Origin of the sequence: Paenarthrobacter sp. TAF1 (assembly GCF_052113825.1) — a bacterium.
In the GTDB taxonomy this organism is placed as follows: domain Bacteria; phylum Actinomycetota; class Actinomycetes; order Actinomycetales; family Micrococcaceae; genus Arthrobacter; species Arthrobacter nicotinovorans.
Map to the genome: position 1 here is coordinate 24,803 of NZ_JBFRDO010000014.1, position 19,155 is coordinate 43,957.

Here is a 19,155-nt window from a genome sequence, read left to right on the forward strand (position 1 = left end):
ATAAAAGGAGTCATGAATGCCAGCGCTTTTCAACCACACCATCATCGCGTCCCTTGACCGCGAAATTTCTGCCAGGTTCTACCGGTCCATCCTCGAAGCCGACGAAGCTCCCGGCTGGGGGCCATTCAGCAACCTCACTTTGGCTGGAGGAGTGATGCTCCAGTTCGCTGAGCCGCCGGTGGAGATCCAGATGCAGCACTATGCGTTCCTCGTGGACGACGCACACTTCGACCGCGCCTATCAGCGGTTGCTGAGTGCCGGCGTCGAACATTGGGCCGATCCGCAGATGACCCGCCCGGGTGAGACGAACACCGAGCACGGCGGCCGGGGCGTCTACTTCAAAGACCCTTCGGGCCACGCGCTCGAACTCATCACGCGGCCGTACTTGTAAAAACGGGGTTCACTTATGGCCCGGCATGGCCTCACCGCGGGCCATAAGTGAACCCCGTTTCAAAGGGTTCGAAAAACTTTTTCAATCCGCACCCATCCACCCTGCCCCATCCTCCGAATAGTTGGTGAGACACAAACCGGAGGTACAGCAAAAGCGGTACCTGCAGCCCGTGTCCCACCACCCAATGGACCCAACGCCCTGGTTCCAAAAACAAGGAGAATGACATGTTGTCCACAAAGCGCCCCGCCCTCGCCTTCGTTGGCCTCACTGCAGCCACCCTTCTCGGGCTCACTGCCTGTGGTGGATCCAGCACCTCCAGCTCGCCCTCTTCTTCGTCACCCGCCCCGATGAGTTCCTCCGCGGCTCCGTCGTCGATGGCACCGTCGCCGTCGTCGTCCCCCATGAGCAGCGCCGCCATGGATCCCGCCGCCAACCTTGTAGGCCCCGGCTGCGCCGGCTACGCCGCACAGGTTCCGGACGGTGCCGGTTCGGTCTCAGGAATGGCCAAGGACCCGGTAGCAACCGCTGCTTCCAACAACCCGCTGCTCAAGACCCTCACCGCCGCCGTCTCGGGCAAGCTCAACCCCAAGGTTGACCTGGTCTCCACCCTGAACGGCAGCGAATTCACGGTCTTCGCACCGGTTGATGACGCTTTCGCCAAGATCGACCCGGCCACCATCGAAACGCTCAAGACCGATGACGCCCTGCTGAGCAAGATCCTCACCTACCACGTAGTCCCCGGCCAGCTGTCCCCGGACAAGATCGTAGGCACCCACAAGACTGTAGAGGGTGGCGAAGTGACTGTTGCAGGCACCAAGGACGCCCTCACCGTGAATGGCGCCAACGTCATCTGCGGTGGCGTCCAGACCGCCAACGCGACGGTGTACCTGGTTGACTCGGTGCTGATGCCCAAGTAGGCCCAGGCCCCACAGCGGTACAAACAGCTCCACAGCAGTACAAACAAAAGCAGGCGCCGGAAGAATCCGGCGCCTGCTTTGCTGTTAAGTTGCGGTGCTAGTTGTTCAAGTCGCTGTCGACGTAGGAACCGGGGCGGCTGTGTTCCGAGCCGCAGGGACAACGGTCAACCTCGATGCGCAGCGTCATGGGCTTGGAGGCGTCCAGGGTGAGGGTCACGTCGTTTGCCTGGTGGCTGAGCCGGAGGGTTCCGTCGGTGGTTGAGATGTAAGACATGCGGGCCCTAACTATGTGGGATGAACTGTGCAGGTAAAGAGCTGTGCAGGTGAAGTGCTTGGGGCGGAGCCGGTCACTTGTCTTCGGAGTTCAGCTGGGGTTTGCCGACGAGCGGTATGGTCCCTGTGGCCGTTCCTCCGGGGCAATCGGACTCGTTACATTTCCCGGCGCACTCATGCTTGGTGACGAGGTCGAACTGGACGCCGCCGTGTTGCTCGACACCGGTCCGGATGGCTCGTTCAACCACCGAGGTGGCAAGTCGCTTATGCAGAGACAGGGGATCGCGCCGCAGGTCCTTGGTCAGGGCGAAACAGAGCAGCAGCATGACGATCACGAACGGCAGCGCCGCCACGATGGTGACTCTTTGCAATCCGGCCAGGGCTTCGGATGGTTCATCACCACCAGCCAGCAGCATGACCGCTGCAACAGCACCGGTGAGGCTTCCCCAGAAGATGACCACGGCACGGCGGGGGTGCTCAGCACCGTTGGAGCTGAGTGAGCCCATGACGATGGAGGCCGCGTCGGCACCGGTGATGAAGAAGATCGCCACGAGCACCATGGCCAGGACAATGACAGCGGCCGTGGCCCAGCCGGGCATTCCAAGGTTCTTGACGAGGTCGAAGAGTGCGCCGTCGAAGTTGACTGAAGGGACCCCGTTGGTCGTGGTCACCAGGCCGGGCGTACCGGCCTTGTCCGCTTCCTGCTGGACGTGGAATGYGGCTCCGCCGAAGATGCCGAACCAGATCACGCTGACAACGCTGGGGACCAGAAGCACGCCGGTAACGAATTGGCGGATGGTGCGGCCGCGGCTGATGCGCGCGATAAAGAGGCCAACGAAGGGCGTCCAGGAGATCCACCAGGCCCAGTAGAAGATGGTCCAGCTGGTCATCCAGCTGCGCAACGCGTCATCGCCCACGGCTTCTGTCCTGGACGACATCTCCGCGAGGTCGCGGGCGTAGTCGCCGATGGCCGAGGGGATCAGGTTGAGGATGAACAGGGTGGGGCCGGCAACGAAGACGATGAGTGCAAGCACCACGGCCAGGACCATGTTGATGTTGGACAGCCACTGGATTCCGCGGCTGATGCCGGAAACCGCTGATGCTACGAAGCAGAACGTCAGGACGGCCACGATGACCACCAGCACGGGAGTGCCGATCTCACCCACCCAGCCGTTGGACGTCATGCCGCTGCCGATTTGCAGGGCGCCGAGGCCCAGGGAAGCAGCGGTTCCGAAGAGGGTGGCAAAGATGGCAAGGATGTTGATGAACTTTCCGATCGGCCCTTCGACCATCCGGATGCCGAACAGCGAAGTGAACGCTGCGGAGACCAGCTGTTTGCGGCCGAGGCGGTAGGTCCCGTAGGCCATTGCGATGCCAACCACTGCGTACATGGCCCACGGGTGGAGAGTCCAGTGGAAGATCGAGGTGGCCATGGCGGTCTGGATGGCGGCGGGCGTGCGGCCGTCCACGGTTCCTGGCGGGGGCGAGATGTAGTGGTAGAGAGGCTCAGCCACGCCGTAGAACATGAGGCCGATGCCCATGCCCGCGGCGAACATCATGGCCACCCAGGAGACGGTGCGGAATTCGGGCTTCTCGCCGTCCTTGCCCAGCGGGATGTTGCCGAATTTGCCCAGGGCCAGCCACAGGACAAAGACGACGAACAAGGAGGCGAGGACCATGAAGAGCCAGCCTGTGTATTCCATGACCCAGTTCAGGGCCCCTTTGGATGTTTCCGAAAGGCTGTCGCGTCCGACAAAGCCCCAGACCACGAAGGCGACGGCGATGGCGCCCGTGATCCCGAAGGTGACTTTGTCGAGGGTAAGTTTCTGGTTCCGGCGGGCGGAGACGGCCTGCTCGGTCTTGGCGTTGCGCAGTTCCACCAGGATCTGATCGTATTCTTCAGAATCGGGGAGAGTCTCTGCGCCTCCATCCTCGTCGTTGAGGGCTGCCGGATTTGTTGCATCGGGGGAGCTGCTGATGACTTCTTCAGGGAGCTCCACGTGGGCGGGTCGGGTTGCTGGACTGCCTGCCGGACGATCGTCGGCAGGCAACTCCTCAGGTGTTAACGGTTTTATGTCACTGTTTGTAGCCATGAGCGGGTCCTTTGCTCGGCGAGTCATGGGTTTTGCGTTGATGCACGGCCTTGGGCTGTGCGTTCGGAGAAGGTTAAGAACGTTCCGCATGAATCAACAACATTCGCGCTAAGCAACAGAGTGCGCCCCGTCACACATCAAAGTCAAGGCTTTTCCCGTCTTTGACGGCCACTTGATATATCAATTGGCCTTGACGTGGGGTGTTGCCTATCATGATGACCGTTGCGCCAAGAGCGCCGCGGGGGAAGAGCTGGTTACGGGTCCGGGCTAACGGGGCCTGTAGCCCATCCTGGCGCTGATACTCAGCCCGGCCTCGCGCAGTCCATCGATGAGGCCCGGCTGCTCTTCTGGCGAAAAACGGAACGCCGGACCGGAGATGCTCACGGCGGCAATGACACTGCCGGTGTGGTTGAAAATGGGCACAGCGACGGCGGTGAGGCCGATCTCAAACTCTTCGTGGACCGTGGCGTATCCGTTGCGGGCCACGTCCAGCAGTTGCTTCTCCAGCTCTCCGCGGTTCGTCACCGTGCGGGGCGTTCGTGCAGGCAGCCCAACCACCTTGAAAACCTGGGTTCTTTCGTCTGCCGTCAGTGCTGCCAGGAGAACCTTGCCGCTCGACGTGGCATGCAACGGCGTCAGGCTCCCCACCCAGTCATAGGTGGCCAACGTCGACGGTCCCATCGCCTGGTCCACGTTGACCGCATAGTTGGACCTCAGGACAGCCAGATTGACCGTCTCCTTGTACTCGTGAGCCAGGGCCTCCAGCACTTCCCGTGCCTCGTGGACAACACTCAGCCTGCCGGGAATGGATGACGCCAGGCGGAGGATGCCGAAGCCCAGCTGGTACTTGCCACGTTCGCTGTTTTGCCGGACGAGGTCGCGGCCAACCAGGGAGCCCACAAGCCGGGACACGGTGGATTTGTGGACGCCCATCTCCTCGGCGATTTCGCTCACTCCGGCGTCGCCTTCCCGGGCCAGGATTTCCAGGATCTGGAGGGCGCGGTCCACTGACTGGACGCCTCCGCCCTGGGCGTCCGCGTCCTTGTCGAAGTCCGGGTTGTTGCGTGCGGCCATGCTGCCTCGTGTCGTTGTCCAGGCAGGCGGCCCTGGGCCTGGTAGCCCTGCACGGCCTGCACCCTCGTCTTTCCTCATCCTAGACGGAGTTTTACACGGACTCTTTCACATCATGGGGCACTCGTAACTTATGCGCTGACGGCCACCTCCGGGACGTTGGCCCGTGAATCGATGAGTCGTTCCCTTCCTGCATAGACGTTCAGGCTGTGGCCACGGCTGAAGCCCACCAGGGTCAGGCCGGTCCCCACTGCAAGATCGGCCGCCAGGCTCGAGGGTGCGCTGACCGCTGACAAGACCGGTATTCCGGCCAGCGCGGCCTTCTGGACGAGTTCGAACGATGCCCTGCCAGAGACCTGCAGGACCAGGCCCGTCAGCGGCAACAGGTCCTGGCGGAGTGCCCACCCCACCACCTTGTCGACGGCGTTGTGGCGCCCCACGTCCTCGCGAAGGCACAGGAGCTCCGGCTCGGAACCATCCACCCTGAAGAGTCCCGCAGCGTGGACACCGCCGGTCCTGTCGAAAACGGCCTGGGCCTCACGGAGGCGGTCCGGCAGCCCGGCCAGGAGATCGACGGGAACCCGCAGCCCATCCAGGGACGCGTCGTAGTGGATGGTCTTGCGCACGGCGTCGATCGAGTCGGTTCCGCAGATGCCGCACGAGCTGGACGTGTAGACGTGGCGTTTGGTGTCCGGCAGGGGCACGTCCGGGCGCAGCTGGGCGTCGACGACATTGAAGGTCTGTGTCCCGTCCTTTTCGCCGGCACAGAACCGCAGGGAGAGCAGTTCCGATGGGTTCCGGATGATGCCCTCGGACACCAGGAACCCGGCCACAAGATCGAAGTCGTCCCCGGGTGTCCGCATTGTCACTGCGAAGGAGGTCCCACCGATCCTGATTTCCAGTGGCTCCTCGGCAGCCAGGACGTCCTCTTTGTGACGAACAGGGTGCTCGCCGCCCGTCCCATCGAGTTGGAAGCGGTGGATTTTCCTGCGCTGCGTCATGCGGGCCATACGGTGGGCCTTCCTGGCTGGTTCTGGCCCGGGTTACCGATGGGCGCTGTCCACGGCAGGGGCAGCACGGGAACCGGCTCGCCGGCCACTGCTCCTTCCGGAGGCACCGCCATATACGCGTCGGCCCACGCGAGCCCGCGCATCATCCCGGGACCAGCGTGGGCGGCCGGGAACACCAGCCCGTGGATGAGCCGGCAGGGTATGAGGCGCGTCTTTCCCTGGACGGGTTCGATGTCGGCGCCGGAAAGCAGCGGAGTGGCCTCCTGGAAGGGGCGGTTTCCCAGGGCGGCGAGCAGGGGTTCGCCCAGGGTCATGAGGGCCAGCATGGCTGCCAGCGGATTGCCCGGCAGCCCGATGATGAAGTGACCGTCCGGCAGTTCGGCCATGACGGCGGGATGTCCGGGGCGCATGGCTACCCCGTCCAGCAGGAGCCGCCCGCCGAGCGCCGCAACGGCGGCACGGAAGTGGTCTGTACCGGATTTTCCGGTGCCTCCGGTGGTGATCGTCACCTCGGGACGCCGCCCGTCACCGGCGCCGTCCAGTGCCGCCAGCCACTCTCCGTACGAGTCGCCGATCCGTAGCTGCCCATCCGGCACTCCGCCCAATTGCGGGATGACGGCATTGAGCTGCGGACCAAAAGCATCGCGCACCTGTCCGGGCGCGGGGTCACCTGAGGTGACCACTTCAGAACCGGTCATGACGACGGCGACCCTCGGCTTGCGCTGTACCTGCAGCTGATCGTGGCCGGCCACCGCGGCCAGGGCAAGGTGTGCCGGATTGAGGAGGGTGCCGGCGGGTATGAGGACGTCGCCTGCGGTGGCTTCTTCGCCGGCCGGGCGGATGTGGCGGCCGGGAAGTGTTTCGCCCGGTTTCACCTCCGGCCCCAAGGTGAGGTGCCCGTCGTCGGACAGCTGTCCGCTTTCCTTGCGGAGCACGGTGGTGGCTCCGGCAGGAATGAGGCCTCCGGTGGCAATGACACCGGCTTCTCCGGCAGAAAGGCGCCGCCCGGGCCCGGTGAGTGCCCAGGGTCCTTCACCGCTGATGGCCCAGCCGTCCATGGCTGATGACGCGTAATGGGGAAGGTCCTGCCGGGCAACAACATCGCGGGCCAAAGTGCAGCCGATCGCCGCGTCGAGGCCTGTTGGTGCGGAGGGGAGGGGAGCTGCGCAGTGGTACGCCAGTTGCCGGGCTTCGGCCCACGTCATGGCATGGTTCCGCTGGAGGCCGGCTGTTAACTCCTCTTGTGCAAGCATGGATGTCCGTTTCCTGGGTGGTGCTTCCGGTGTGGAAGGCACCGGGGACTGCACGGCCTTCCCGTAATTACTGCCGCGCAGTCCCCGGTAGCTTTTGTCAGGCCTTCACGTAGCCGTTGGGGTTCAGTACGAACTTGGTTGCGGCTCCGGCGTCGAATTCGGCGTAGCCGCGGGGCGCGTCTTCGAGCGGGATGGCCTGGGCGTTGACCGCCTTGGCGATCTGGACCTTGTCGTGGAGGATGGCCATCATCAACTGGCGGTTGTACTTCATCACGGGGCATTGACCGGTGGTGAAGGACAAGGACTTGGCCCAGCCCGTCCCCAACGACAGGGAGAGCGAACCGTGCTTGGCGGCGTCGTCGATTCCGCCCGGATCGCCGGTCACGTAGAGGCCCGGGATGCCCAGGGCGCCGCCGGCCGCGGTGATGTCCATGAGTGAGTTCAGCACGGTGGCCGGGGCTTCGTGCGAGGCGTCCTTTCCGTGTCCCCGGGCTTCGAAGCCCACAGCGTCAACGCCGCAGTCCACTTCCGGAACGCCCAGGATCTGCTCGATCTGGTCCTTGGGATCGCCTTGGGAGACGTTGACGGTTTCGCAGCCGAAGGATCGGGCCTGGGCCAGGCGGTCCTCGTTCATGTCGCCCACAATCACGACGGCGGCCCCCAGCAGTTGGGCGCCGACCGCGGCAGCGATGCCCACGGGACCGGCACCGGCAACGTACACGGTGGAACCGACGCCGACACCGGCTGTGACTGCGCCGTGGAAGCCGGTGGGGAAAATGTCCGAGAGCATGGTCAGGTCCATGATCTTCTCCAGAGCCTGGTCCCGGTCCGGGAAGCGCAGGAGGTTCCAGTCCGCGTACGGGACCAGGACATACTCCGCCTGTCCGCCGACCCAGCCTCCCATGTCCACGTAGCCGTAGGCGCTGCCGGGGCGGTCGGGGTTGACGTTGAGGCAGATGCCGGTCTTCTGTTCCTTGCAGTTCCGGCAGCGGCCACAGGAGATGTTGAACGGTACCGAGACGATGTCACCTACCTTGATGAATTCGACGTCGGGTCCCACCTCCACCACTTCACCGGTGATTTCGTGGCCAAGGACAAGGTTCTGCGGTGCGGTGGTGCGTCCGCGGACCATGTGCTGGTCCGAACCGCAGATGTTGGTAGTCACTGTCCGCAGGATGGCCCCGTGCGGGACCTTCCTGCCGACGTTGGCCGGGTTGACGCCCGGTCCGTCCTTGAGTTCAAACGTTGGGTAGTCGGTGTCGATGATTTCGACGACACCGGGTTCCTTGTAGGCGACTGCTCTGTTTCCTGACATGGTTACTCCCTGTTCCTTGCTGTTGTTGAACTGAGCTGTCCAACGGTCCGAAAGCGGTGCTTCGATGAGGAATACCTCCCCAGGTTTCAGGCCACCGAAGCACCATTCACGGACAGTTGGACATATCGATAAACGGACAAATGGACAGTTGTGGTGCGGCTAGGCCTTTTCCAGCCGGATGATCACGGACTTCGAGGTCGGGGTGCCGCTGGTGTCGGCGACGGAATCCAGCGGCACCAGGACGTTGGTTTCGGGGTAGTACGCGGCGGCGCAGCCTTTCGGCGTCGAATAGGAAACGATGCGGAAGTTTTCGGCCCGTCGCTCTGTCCCGTGGAACTCCGAGACCAGGTGGACCATGTCCCCATCGGCAAAGCCGAGCTCGCTGATGTCCCCTGCATTGATCAGCACCACCCGACGGCCGCCGTGGATGCCGCGGTACCGGTCGTCCTTGCCGTAAATGGTGGTGTTGTACTGGTCGTGGGAGCGCAGGGTTTGGAGGACCAGCTTGCCCGGCGGGACTTTGATGAACTCCAGTTCATTGCCCGTGAAGTGCGCTTTCCCGGAGGCCGTGTCGAACTTCCTGGCGTCGCGGGGCGGGTGGGGCAGCACGAAGCCGCCGGGATGCTGGATCCGGGCTTCGAAGTCTTCGAATCCGTCGAAGACCGCCTCGATGTGTTTCCTGATCAGAGTGTAGTCGTCCCTCATGGCGAGCCAGGAAGCCCTGGGGGTGTTGGGCAATCGTTGGTACCCGTCGGTGAAAAGCTTGTCCGCGAGGTTGCAGACGATCGCGACTTCGGAGTGGAGGTGCTCGCTTGCAGGCTTCAGGCGGCCACGTGAGGCGTGGACGGCACTCATGGAATCTTCCACGGTGACCCGCTGGTCACCGGTTCGCTGGGTGTCCTTTTCGGTGCGGCCGAGGGTCGGCAGGATCAGTGCCCGCTGGCCGGTGGACAGGTGCGAGTGGTTCAGCTTGGTGGAGATCTGGACGGTCAACCGGGTGTTGGCCAAGGCGTGCTCGGTGACCTCCGAGTCGGGGGCGGCCCGCACGAAATTGCCGCCCATTCCCATGAAGAAACGGACTTTCCCGTCCCGCATGGCACGGATGGCCGCAACAGTGTCATAGCCGTGGTCCCGGGGCGAACGGAATTCGAATTCCTGGTCCAGCCGGTCGTGGAATGCTTCCGGCATCTTCTCAAAGATGCCCATGGTGCGGTCGCCCTGGACATTCGAGTGGCCACGCACAGGGCAGACGCCGGCGCCGGGCTTGCCGATGTTTCCTTGGAGCAGCAGGACGTTCACCACGTCGCGGAGCGTGGGCACGGAGTGCTTGTGCTGCGTCAGGCCCATGGCCCAGCAGACAATGGTGGCGCTGGAAGCCAGAAGCCGTTCACCGGTGGCGTGGATCTGTTCCAGGGTGAGCCCCGTTGCCTCCACGATGTCATCCCATTCCACCTTCTCCAGGAAACGGAGATAGTCGTCGATGCCCACGGTGTGGTCATTGATGAACGCGTGGTCAAGAACGGTTTCCAGGCCCGGGGTCTTGCGGCCCTCGGCTTCGGCTTCCAGGAGGTATTTACCCAGGCCCTGGAAGAGAGCCTGGTCGCCACCGGCACGGATCTGCAGGAAATCGTCCGTCAGCTGCGTTCCTTGGATCATTCCTGCCACATGCTGCGGGTTTTCGAAGTGCAGGAGTCCGGCTTCGGGAAGTGGATTGACGGACACGATGACCGCACCGTTCTTCTTGGCCTTCTCCAGCGCACTGAGCATGCGAGGGTGGTTGGTTCCGGGATTTTGCCCGGCGACGAAGATCAGGGACGCCGTTTCCAGGTCGGTGAGGCTGACGGAGCCTTTACCGATACCGATCGTTTCCACCAAGGCGGAACCGGAGGATTCGTGGCACATGTTGGAACAGTCGGGCAGGTTGTTCGTGCCGATTCCGCGGACCAGGAGCTGATACACGAAAGCTGCTTCGTTGGACGTCCGGCCCGAGGTGTAGAACACCGCTTGGTCCGGGTTTTCCAGCTCCCTGAGTTCCCGCGCCATCAGCTCGTAAGCGTCGTCCCACTCGATCGGGGTGTAGTGGGTGGCTCCTTCTTCAAGGACCATGGGATGCGTCAGGCGCCCCTGTTGGCCCAGCCAGTAGTCGTCGCGGGTCTTCAGTTCTTCCACTGAGTACTTGGCGAAGAATTCGGGAGTGACGCGCCGGCGGGTGGCTTCCTCAGCAACGGCTTTGGCGCCGTTCTCGCAGAACTCCGCCGCGTTCCGCTTTTCATGTTCGGGCCAGGCACAGCCCATGCAGTCGAAACCGTCCAGCTGGTTTACGGCGAGCAGGGTCTGGACGCTGCGCACCGGACCCATCTGTTCCAGCGAGATTTTCAACGCGTTGGCGACGGCCGGGATGCCCACCGCCTTGGTTTTGGGTTTGGTGACGGTCAGCTTTGACTCATCAATGTTTCCGTCGGGGGCTTTGGTAGCCATGAGGTTTCCCTTCAGATCCGGGCGGAGGAGGTGGCGGTGGCCAATTGGGCCGGCTCCTGCTGCCGTGCGGCTTCAACCGTGTGCAGGAGCAACAGGGCTGTGGTGACTGAGCCTACGCCGCCGGGCACCGGGGTCAACCCGGCCGCGATACCGGTGACGCTCGCCTCGTCAACGTCCCCCACCAGTGAGCCGTCGGGCAGGACGTTGGTTCCGACGTCGACCACTACCGTCTCCGGTGAGATGTGGCTGCCTTTAAGCAGGCCCGTCCTTCCGGCGGCAACAACCACGACGTTGGCCGGCCGGGTATAGCGCTCCAGCGGCCCCGACCTGGAATGGCAGATGGTGACAGTCGCGTCCCGCTCCAGGAGGAGCAAGGCCAGCGGCTTGCCCACTACTGCGGAACGTCCGACGACGGCCACGTTGCGTCCCGCGACGGGCACGTCGAAGTGGTCCAGCAGTTCCACCACGGCTTGCGCTGTTGCGGGGGCGAAGGCGGGTTGGCCTACAGCCAAGCGGCCGAGGCTGAGGGGATTGGCGCCGTCGATGTCCTTTTCCGGGGCGATGAGGCCCACCAGCGAATCAGCCTTTACGCCCACCGGCAACGGCGTCTGCAGGATGATTCCGTTGACCGAAGGTTCAGTGCTGAGATCCCCGAGGACGCTTGCCAGTACCTGCTCGGTGGCCTCGGGTCCCAGGTCCACGATCCTGCAACCGATGCCCAGCCGTTCGGCTGCACGTTCGATGGAGCGGACGTACCAAAGCGTCGACTCGTCATCGGTGGCAACCACCACGGCCAGGACGGGATGGCGCCCGCTGTTCTCCAGGGCGCGGACTTCTTCCCCGGCGCGCTGTTGAATGAGGGTTGCCAGTTGCTTGCCGGAAAGCACTTGGGTGTTCACGAGAGGATCCTTTCGCGGACGCGCTTGACCAGGGAATCGGCTGCGAGGACCACTTTGTCCTCAAGTCCGTCCGTCTGCCCCGCCAGGCGGCTGCGGGCGGCGCTGTCCTTGATGGCCACGACATTGATGTCGATGTTCACGCGCGCTGTCGTGGCGGCAGCGCGGGCGGCATCTGCAGCCGCGGCGACATCGCTGATGACGTTGGGGTTTGCCGCATCCAGGAGATCGGTGGCGAGGCTGACGACCTCGCCGGCGACCCGGATGAGTTGCGCGGGAGTTTGGGCTGCCTGGACCAGGGCATCCTGGATGGCTGCGCTGCGGGCACTCTTGAGTTCGTCCGTGTCCGACGGGAGTTTGTAGGAGTCAATGACGGTCTGGAAGGCGTGCTCATCGGCGTCGGCCAGGCGCAAGGCTTCCACTACAAGGTGGTCGGCGGCGCTGGTGATCCGGGCTACGAGCGCGGCATGCTGCTCAAACTTCGCGCCTGTGGTGTACCGGGCCACCATGGCAACCAACGCGGCTCCTTGTGCCGCGTGGAGCGCAGCGGCAGCACCGCCGCCCGGTGTGGGCTGGCGGGAGGCCAGCCTGGAGAGGTAGTCATTGATGGTTTCAGAGCTGATCATGTGCCGTCCTGGCTGAACTGGGTAAGAAAGGCTGAACTGGGTAAGAAAAGGCTGAACTGGATGTGAAGGCCGGAAACAGCGGCCCGGACCCTGGTCTGTCGGGAGAGGGGAAGGGCCCGGGCCGCATGTCCTGGCTGCGGGTCGTTGACGGACCCGCAGTGCGCGGGGTCAGCCGCGGAGCCGGCTCATGGTGGGGTCGTACAGCGGATCCTCGGTGACCGTTGCCTGGATGCGGCGGCCGAAGTACTCGATCTCTACGGAGTCTCCCAGCGAGACGGCTGCCGGCAGGTAGGCGTAAGCGATCGGCTTGCGGACGGTGTAGCCGTAGGCTGCGCTGGTGACGTAACCCACCGCCTGGTCCTTGTAGAACACCGGTTCCTTGCCCAGCACGAGGCTCCTGCCGTCGTCGACGGTCAAGCAGCGCAGGCGGCGGGCGGAACCTTCCTCGGTGCGTCCTTCCAGGGCGGCCTTGCCAATGAAGTTCTCCTTGGCCATCTTCACGGCGAAACCGAGGCCGGCTTCGTAGGGGTCGTGTTCGGTGGTCATGTCCGTGCCCCAGGAGCGGTAGCCCTTTTCGAGGCGCAGCGAGCTGAAGGCAGCGCGACCGGCTGCGATGACGCCGAACGGCTGGCCGGCCTTCCACAGGGCATCCCAAAGGCGCTGGCCGTTGTCTGCGCTGGTGTAGAGCTCCCAACCGAGTTCGCCGACGTAGGACAAGCGCATCGCGGTCACCGTGACCCCGCCGATGGTGACCTTCTTGGCGCGGAAGTACTTCAGGCCATCGTTGCTGAAGTCGTCGTTGCTGACGGTGCTGATGAGGTCGCGGGCAAGAGGGCCCCACAAGCCGATGCAGCAGGTGCCGCCGGTGGTGTCGCGGACTTGGACCCAGTCGCCTGCGCTGCCGTTTTCGGTCTGGTGGCGGGCCGCGCGCTCAAAGTAGGCGGTGTCGATGTTGCCGTTGGCGCCCAGCTGGAAGGTGTCTTCGCTCAGGCGTGCCACCGTGATGTCGCTTCGGATTCCGCCGGCTTCGTCCAGGAGCAGGGTGTAGGTAACGGCGCCGGGCTTCTTGGCGAGATCGCCGGTGGTCAGTTCCTGCAGGAGCTTCAAGGCGCCGGGGCCGGAAACTTCCAGGCGCTTCAGCGGCGTCATGTCGTACATGGCAACTGCCGTGCGGGTCTTCCACGCCTCCGCCGCAGCGATGGGGGAGCTGAACATCCCGGACCAGGCGTCGCGGGCCGGCGGCTGCCATTCGTCCGGCATTTCCTTGAGCAACTCGGCGTTCGCTTCGAACCAGTAGGGGCGTTCCCAACCGGCACCTTCCAGGAAGTAGCCGCCCAGCTGCTTGTGGCGGGCGTGGAAGGGGCTGACGCGAAGGTTGCGCGGGGACAGCTTGGGCTGGAGCGGGTGCAGGACGTCGTAGATCTCCACGAAGTTCTGCTGGGACGTTTCGCTGACGTATTCCGGGGTCAGCTGGACCTCTTCGAAGCGGTGGATGTCGCAGTCGCCAAGGTCGATCTTCGACTTTCCGTCCACCAGCAGCTCTGCCACGGCGCGGGCGATGCCGGCGGAGTGGGTAACCCACACGGCCTCGGCTACGAAGAAGCCATCCACTTCCTTGGACTCGCCCACCAGGGAGCCGCCGTCCGGGGTGAAGGAGAAGATGCCGTTGAAGCCGTCCTCGATCTCGCTTTCACGCAGTGCCGGGAGGATCTGCTTGGTAGCTTCCCACGCGGGAAGGAAGTCTTCCAGAGTGAAGTCCAGGCGGGAAGGCATGTTGTGTTCGCTGATGCTGCTGGGCTCGTAGCTGCCCAGTTCGTCCAGGTCCACGGGCATGGGGCGGTGCGCGTAGGAGCCGATGCCGTAGCGTTCGCCGTGCTCGCGGTAGTAAAGGTCCTGGTCCTGGTGGCGCAGGATGGGCAGCTGTGCGCCGTTGGGCAGTTCGTTCTTGCCCTTCTGTGCAGGGACCGGTGTGGTCTTGACGTACTGGTGGGCCAGGGGCAGGAGCGGGACGGACATCCCGATCAGCTCGCCTACCTTGGCGCCCCAGAAGCCGGCGCAGGAAACCACGATGTCCGCGGGGATCACGCCGTCGGCGGTCTCGACGCCGGTGACGCCGCGGTTGGACTGCTCGATCCCGGTCACCTCGGTGTTGCCGATGTACTTGACGCCGGCGGCCTCGGTGCGCTTGATGAGCAGCTGGACCGCGCGGGCGGCCAGGGCCAGACCATCCGTGGGAACATGCAGGCCTCCGAGGATGTCTTCCTCGTTGATGAGGGGGTACAGTGCCTTGCACTCTTCGCGGGAGAGGATCTTGCCGTCGATGCCCCACGACTGCGCGTAACCCAGCTTGCGCTTGAGGTCCGCCAAGCGGGTTTCCGTGGTGGCTACTTCAAGGCCGCCCACCTGGTTGAAGCAGCTTTGGCCGTCCTCGGTCAGCGAGAGGAGCTTTTCCACCGTGTACTTGGCGAACAACGCCATGGACTTTGAAGGGTTGGTCTGGAACACCAGTCCCGGTGCATGCGAGGTGGAACCGCCGGGCATGTTCAGGGGGCCCTGGTCCAGGACGGTGATGTTGTTCCAGCCACGGGTGACCAGTTCGTCGGCGAGATTGGTGCCGACGATCCCGGCTCCGATGATGACAATGCGGGGCGTGGATGCCATGAAAATTCTCCTGCGGAAGTTCGTGTGGGGCGGGCTTGGACGGGCTGGTTAGCGGAAGACGACCGTGCTGGTCCGGTCCAGGAGGACACGGTGTTCGCAGTGCCAGCGGACGGCGCGGGAAAGTGCCAGTGCTTCTGCGTCCTGGCCCACAGTGGAAAGCGCGTTGGGGCCGTAGCTGTGGTCCACGCGGATGACTTCCTGCTCGATGATCGGGCCCTCGTCCAGGTCGGCGGTGACGTAGTGGGCGGTAGCACCCACCTGCTTCACGCCGCGGTCGTAGGCCTGGTGGTAGGGGCGGGCACCCTTGAAGCCGGGGAGGAAGGAATGGTGGATGTTGATCGCGCGTCCTTCCAGCTTGCGGCACAGGTCGTTCGAAAGGACCTGCATGTAGCGGGCCAGGACCACGAGGTCGGCCTTGTATTCGTCCACAAGTTCCAGGAGCTTTTGCTCCGCCTCGGCCTTGGTGTCCGGAGTTACGGGGATGTGGATGAAGGGCAGCCCGGCTGCCTCGGCCATGGCGCGGTGGGTCTCATGATTGGAGACGACGGCGACGAGCTCGCCGCCGAGGCTGCCTCCGCGCCAGCGGAAGATGAGGTCGTTGAGGCAGTGGCCAAACTTGGAGACCATCACCAGGACGCGTTGCTTGGTCTGGTCGTGGAAGCTGAATTTCATATCGAAGCGGTCCGCGATGGAACGGAACTCATCCTCCAGCTGATCCGGGGAGTAGCTCTGGCCGCCGGAGAAGGCAGTGCGCAAGTGCAATGTCTGGCGCAGGCTGTCGTCAAACTGCTGGTGCTCTTCGATGTTGAAGCCGCGTTCGAAGAGGAAAGTGGTGACTGCCTGCACGATGCCCGGCTGTTCGACGCACGACAGTGTGAGTACGAACTTCTGCGCCTGCTCGTCCTTGAGCTGGCCGCGTTCTGCCGGAAGGGTGCTGAGGTGTGAGTCTGAAGCCACGAGGGTCATGTGTCCTCCTTAGGTGTTTGCCTAGATATATTCCTGAAATACGAACTGATATATTAGGATTGGAAATCAGCGTATACTGGTGTCCGGGGCAGGTCAATAGATTTCCCGGTTTTGAAGAAGGAGCTCACGCTGTGGCTACTGGAACTCTCGCAAGCATTGGCGACGCCACCAGGAAATCACTGGCCGACGTGGCCTACGAACGGCTGCGCGACCGCTTGTTGATGCTTGAAATCAAGCCAGGGGACATCCTTAATGACGAACAGCTCGCCAGGGAGCTGGAAGTGGGGCGGACTCCCGTCCGTGAAGCTATGAAACGGCTGGAGCTGGATCGGCTGGTGATTACCTACCCCCGGCGCGGAACGTTCGCCACCCGTGTGGAGGTAACCGACCTCGCCTTCATCTCCGAAATCCGCGCCCAGCTTGAACCGCTTGCCGCGGCCCGCGCAGCGCGGGTGGCTTCAGCTGCAACCAGGGAGCATCTGCGGAACGTGATGCGGGCCGTGGAGGACTTCGATGTCAGCGCGGCGTCCGTGGTGGAAACTTTGCGTCTTGACGCGAGCGTTCATCAGGGCATCTATTCGGCTGCAGCGAATCCGCACCTGGAGGACGTGCTGATCCGCTATGACAATCTGGCCACGCGGATCTGGTGCATGGTGCTTGACAGGCTTCCGGACCTCGAGCACCACGTCCGCGAGCACCTGGATCTTCTGCGGGCTGTAATTGACGGCAACGAAGAAGAGGCCGCCGAACTCGCCCGCGTCCATGTCAGCGGATTTGAGCAAGCTGTTCGTCAGGCGCTGTTCGCCGCCTAAGGGCGTCCGCCGCCAAAGTGGTTGACTCGGCGACGGGTCACTTGCATACTGGACTTCTTACTAATATATCACTTGGATATTAGGCGCGGCCTACACCTGGCCCATCCTGGTCCTGTGCTCGTGATGCAATCACGGCCCCCACGTCCCTGGAGTACCACGTGACTACACGACACCCTCTTTTCGAACACATTCCGCTCACGGGCAGCAGCCGCGTTAAGCGGGGCATGGCTGAGATGCTCAAGGGCGGCGTCATCATGGACGTCGTTAACGTCGAGCAGGCCCGCATCGCCGAGGATGCCGGTGCCGTGGCTGTCATGGCGCTTGAGCGTGTCCCGGCTGATATCCGCGCCCAGGGTGGCGTGTCCCGCATGTCCGATCCGGACATGATCGATGCGATTATCGCTGCCGTGTCCATCCCGGTGATGGCCAAGGCCCGTATCGGCCACTTCGTCGAAGCGCAGGTCCTGCAGTCCCTCGGTGTTGACTACATCGATGAGTCCGAGGTCCTGACCCCCGCGGACTACATCAACCACATCGACAAGTGGAACTTCACTGTTCCGTTCGTCTGTGGTGCCACCAACCTCGGTGAGGCTTTGCGCCGCATCAACGAGGGCGCGGCGATGATCCGGTCCAAGGGTGAAGCCGGTACCGGCGATGTTTCCAACGCCACCGGTCACATGCGCAAGATCCGTGCCGAGATCGCCAAGCTCGCTGCCCTGCCCGAGGACGAGCTGTATGTTGCGGCCAAGGAGCTGCAGGCCCCGTATGAGCTGGTCAAGGAGATCGCTGCTACGGGCAAGCTTCCGGTGGTGTTGTTCACTGCCGGTGGCATAGCGACCCCGGCTGATGCTGCGATGATGATGCAGCTCGGCGCCGATGGCGTGTTCGTCGGTTCCGGTATCTTCAAGTCCGGCAACCCCGCAGAGCGTGCCGCCGCCGTCGTGAACGCTACTGCCTACTACGACGATCCTGACGTTATTGCCAAAGTCTCCCGCGGCCTGGGCGAAGCGATGGTCGGCATCAACGTCGACGAAATCCCGCAGCCCCACCGCCTCGCAGAACGCGGCTGGTAGGCCGGGGTGCTGGACGTGAGGCCGGTGAGGACGGCGGACGGCCGGGGACTGCGGATGGATTGGGCCAAGCTGACCGGCCACACCGTGGAGGTTTGGCTTTTCGACGACCACGTCATGACGGGCGTGGTGGAGCAGGCGGCGGATGACGACTCCGTCTTGTGGATCGCCGCCGCGGGAGCCGACACCCGGCGGCTCTTTGACAAGTCCACCGGCTACCAGGTCTGGGCTTAGCCGGAGCGCTGTTGCCGGCCGGGCCGGTTTTGTTGCCGTGGGGCTCAGAGATCGTCTTCGGGCCGCGCCGCCAGAATCCGTTTGGCGCTGGCCTGCAGGATGCCCAGTGACTCCTGGACCAGGGGCGAGGCGATGCTGCCCCTGCGGACCGCTGCGACAATGCGGCGCGCAGGTTTCCCCTTGCCCGTAATGCGCAGCCGCACCACGTTCTCCGCGCTGTGCAGTGGCGCCAGCCGGGGCAGCAGGCCTACGCCAAGCCCGGCCCCTACGAACGCGATCTGGGTCTCCCATTCAACTGCCTCATGCGCGATCCGCGGCGTCACTCCCACTGCCGTAAATGCTGCGGTGAACAAGGAATGGTAGGTGGACCCCGCTGCCTCCGTGATCCACGGCTCCGACGCCAGTTCCTCGAGCGTCACCGTCTGCCGTGAAGCCAGGGGATGGTCCGCGGGAATGATGACGTCCAGTGGATCGTCCAGCAGGACCGTCTGCTCGAAGCGGGGATCGTCCTCGCCGTAGGTGTCGGACTGCATCGCCACAATGACGGCGAGGTCGATGCGTTCAGCCACAAGCAGGTCGAAGCAACGTGATGGATTTGCCTCCAGCACCTGCACCTCCAGCAGGGGCCGCGTGGAGCGCAGCGTTGCGGCCAGTGGCGCGAGAAGCTGCGCGGCCGCCGTCGAGAATCCGCCCAGGCCGAAATGTGACTGCACCTGGTCGCCGGCCTCCATTGCCGCGGCTCTCAGGCTCTCCCATTCGGCGATAAGGCTGTCCGAACCCGCCACGAGGAAGCGTCCTGTGGCGGTCAGCCGCACGCCCCGGCCGTCCTTGGTCAGAAGTTGCATGCCGAGGACACGCTGGAGCTCGCGCAGCTGCGCCGAGACGGCGGAAGGGGAATATCCCGTGAGCTCGGCCGTCGCCCCCACGGTGCCACATCGGGCAAACACCCGAAGTGTTATCAGCCTCTGATCGATCATGGACCAATCATGCACCCATTGCGCATGGTTATCTCCTAAATATTGCGCTTTTGTTGCAGTGCATTCGTCCCTAATCTCGTACTACGAAGACTTCGATAACGCCGCTTGCGAC

Annotated in this window: 17 protein-coding genes; 5 read left to right on the forward strand and 12 right to left on the reverse strand. The window is 63.7% G+C overall.

Going from position 1 to position 19,155, the window contains the following annotated elements:
• The first annotated feature begins 16 nt into the window (after positions 1-16).
• Positions 17-391, forward strand: coding sequence for a VOC family protein (locus AB4Y81_RS16395; protein ID WP_039239413.1), 375 nt, complete (start codon positions 17-19; stop codon positions 389-391).
• A gap of 224 nt (positions 392-615) precedes the next feature.
• Complete coding sequence (locus AB4Y81_RS16400) at positions 616-1,308, forward strand: fasciclin domain-containing protein (protein ID WP_026267414.1); 693 nt, start codon at positions 616-618, stop codon at positions 1,306-1,308.
• 97 nt (positions 1,309-1,405) lie between these two features.
• On the opposite strand, the gene AB4Y81_RS16405 is transcribed toward AB4Y81_RS16400, so the two are convergent.
• The 11 genes from AB4Y81_RS16405 to purU form a co-directional block, all read right to left on the reverse strand.
• Positions 1,406-1,582, reverse strand: coding sequence for a hypothetical protein (locus tag AB4Y81_RS16405; RefSeq protein ID WP_018779508.1), 177 nt, complete (start codon positions 1,580-1,582; stop codon positions 1,406-1,408).
• 73 nt (positions 1,583-1,655) lie between these two features.
• A complete protein-coding gene (locus AB4Y81_RS16410; RefSeq protein ID WP_441996271.1) occupies positions 1,656-3,674 on the reverse strand; it encodes a BCCT family transporter in 2,019 nt (672 codons plus the stop codon).
• 267 nt (positions 3,675-3,941) lie between these two features.
• Positions 3,942-4,748 (reverse strand): IclR family transcriptional regulator, encoded by an 807-nt coding sequence (locus tag AB4Y81_RS16415; RefSeq protein WP_441996272.1) that lies wholly within the window; start codon positions 4,746-4,748, stop codon positions 3,942-3,944.
• 128 nt (positions 4,749-4,876) lie between these two features.
• Complete coding sequence (gene fdhD, locus AB4Y81_RS16420) at positions 4,877-5,755, reverse strand: formate dehydrogenase accessory sulfurtransferase FdhD (RefSeq protein WP_275777619.1); 879 nt, start codon at positions 5,753-5,755, stop codon at positions 4,877-4,879.
• A complete protein-coding gene (locus AB4Y81_RS16425) occupies positions 5,743-7,008 on the reverse strand; it encodes a molybdopterin molybdotransferase MoeA (protein WP_441996273.1) in 1,266 nt (421 codons plus the stop codon). The genes fdhD and AB4Y81_RS16425 overlap by 13 nt, the downstream gene beginning before the upstream one ends.
• Positions 7,009-7,105: 97 nt before the next feature.
• On the reverse strand, positions 7,106-8,323 hold the full coding sequence (gene fdhA, locus AB4Y81_RS16430) for a formaldehyde dehydrogenase, glutathione-independent (protein WP_018779503.1): 1,218 nt from the start codon (positions 8,321-8,323) through the stop codon (positions 7,106-7,108).
• Between the two features lie 159 nt (positions 8,324-8,482).
• The gene (locus AB4Y81_RS16435; RefSeq protein ID WP_441996274.1) at positions 8,483-10,801 is read right to left on the reverse strand and encodes an FdhF/YdeP family oxidoreductase; all 2,319 of its coding nucleotides are present in this window, start codon (positions 10,799-10,801) and stop codon (positions 8,483-8,485) included.
• An 11-nt stretch (positions 10,802-10,812) separates the two neighbouring features.
• Complete coding sequence (locus tag AB4Y81_RS16440; RefSeq protein ID WP_441996275.1) at positions 10,813-11,700, reverse strand: bifunctional 5,10-methylenetetrahydrofolate dehydrogenase/5,10-methenyltetrahydrofolate cyclohydrolase; 888 nt, start codon at positions 11,698-11,700, stop codon at positions 10,813-10,815.
• A complete protein-coding gene (locus AB4Y81_RS16445; RefSeq protein ID WP_055973839.1) occupies positions 11,697-12,323 on the reverse strand; it encodes a cyclodeaminase/cyclohydrolase family protein in 627 nt (208 codons plus the stop codon). The genes AB4Y81_RS16440 and AB4Y81_RS16445 overlap by 4 nt, the downstream gene beginning before the upstream one ends.
• Positions 12,324-12,491: 168 nt before the next feature.
• Positions 12,492-14,984 carry a GcvT family protein gene (locus AB4Y81_RS16450; RefSeq protein ID WP_441996276.1) on the reverse strand — a complete coding sequence of 831 codons (2,493 nt, stop codon included), beginning with the start codon at positions 14,982-14,984 and terminating at the stop codon, positions 12,492-12,494.
• 48 nt (positions 14,985-15,032) lie between these two features.
• On the reverse strand, positions 15,033-15,950 hold the full coding sequence (gene purU, locus AB4Y81_RS16455; RefSeq protein WP_018779498.1) for a formyltetrahydrofolate deformylase: 918 nt from the start codon (positions 15,948-15,950) through the stop codon (positions 15,033-15,035).
• A 131-nt stretch (positions 15,951-16,081) separates the two neighbouring features.
• On the opposite strand from purU, the gene AB4Y81_RS16460 reads away from it, so the two are divergent.
• The 3 genes from AB4Y81_RS16460 to AB4Y81_RS16470 all read left to right on the forward strand — a co-directional run bounded on the left by AB4Y81_RS16460 (position 16,082) and on the right by AB4Y81_RS16470 (position 18,066).
• Positions 16,082-16,762, forward strand: a complete 681-nt coding sequence (locus AB4Y81_RS16460; RefSeq protein ID WP_441996277.1) for a GntR family transcriptional regulator — start codon at positions 16,082-16,084, stop codon at positions 16,760-16,762.
• 158 nt (positions 16,763-16,920) lie between these two features.
• Positions 16,921-17,835: a pyridoxal 5'-phosphate synthase lyase subunit PdxS gene (gene pdxS / locus AB4Y81_RS16465; protein ID WP_441996278.1), complete on the forward strand. Its 915-nt coding sequence runs from the start codon at positions 16,921-16,923 to the stop codon at positions 17,833-17,835.
• A 15-nt stretch (positions 17,836-17,850) separates the two neighbouring features.
• Positions 17,851-18,066, forward strand: a complete 216-nt coding sequence (locus AB4Y81_RS16470) for a hypothetical protein (protein ID WP_229778699.1) — start codon at positions 17,851-17,853, stop codon at positions 18,064-18,066.
• 44 nt (positions 18,067-18,110) lie between these two features.
• Here AB4Y81_RS16470 and AB4Y81_RS16475 read toward each other — a convergent pair whose 3' ends face one another.
• The gene (locus AB4Y81_RS16475) at positions 18,111-19,043 is read right to left on the reverse strand and encodes a LysR family transcriptional regulator (RefSeq protein ID WP_441996279.1); all 933 of its coding nucleotides are present in this window, start codon (positions 19,041-19,043) and stop codon (positions 18,111-18,113) included.
• Positions 19,044-19,155 lie beyond the last annotated feature (112 nt).

What these genes read in the sequence shown, in the direction of transcription:
- AB4Y81_RS16395 (WP_039239413.1), top strand. Translation starts at nt 17, where the DNA reads ATGCCAGCGCTTTTCAACCACACCATCATCGCGTCCCTTGACCGCGAA.
- AB4Y81_RS16400 (WP_026267414.1), top strand. Translation starts at nt 616, where the DNA reads ATGTTGTCCACAAAGCGCCCCGCCCTCGCCTTCGTTGGCCTCACTGCA.
- AB4Y81_RS16405 (WP_018779508.1), bottom strand. Translation starts at nt 1,582, where the DNA reads ATGTCTTACATCTCAACCACCGACGGAACCCTCCGGCTCAGCCACCAG.
- AB4Y81_RS16415 (WP_441996272.1), bottom strand. Translation starts at nt 4,748, where the DNA reads ATGGCCGCACGCAACAACCCGGACTTCGACAAGGACGCGGACGCCCAG.
- fdhD (WP_275777619.1), bottom strand. Translation starts at nt 5,755, where the DNA reads ATGGCCCGCATGACGCAGCGCAGGAAAATCCACCGCTTCCAACTCGAT.
- AB4Y81_RS16425 (WP_441996273.1), bottom strand. Translation starts at nt 7,008, where the DNA reads ATGCTTGCACAAGAGGAGTTAACAGCCGGCCTCCAGCGGAACCATGCC.
- fdhA (WP_018779503.1), bottom strand. Translation starts at nt 8,323, where the DNA reads ATGTCAGGAAACAGAGCAGTCGCCTACAAGGAACCCGGTGTCGTCGAA.
- AB4Y81_RS16435 (WP_441996274.1), bottom strand. Translation starts at nt 10,801, where the DNA reads ATGGCTACCAAAGCCCCCGACGGAAACATTGATGAGTCAAAGCTGACC.
- AB4Y81_RS16445 (WP_055973839.1), bottom strand. Translation starts at nt 12,323, where the DNA reads ATGATCAGCTCTGAAACCATCAATGACTACCTCTCCAGGCTGGCCTCC.
- AB4Y81_RS16450 (WP_441996276.1), bottom strand. Translation starts at nt 14,984, where the DNA reads ATGGCATCCACGCCCCGCATTGTCATCATCGGAGCCGGGATCGTCGGC.
- purU (WP_018779498.1), bottom strand. Translation starts at nt 15,950, where the DNA reads ATGACCCTCGTGGCTTCAGACTCACACCTCAGCACCCTTCCGGCAGAA.
- AB4Y81_RS16475 (WP_441996279.1), bottom strand. Translation starts at nt 19,043, where the DNA reads ATGATCGATCAGAGGCTGATAACACTTCGGGTGTTTGCCCGATGTGGC.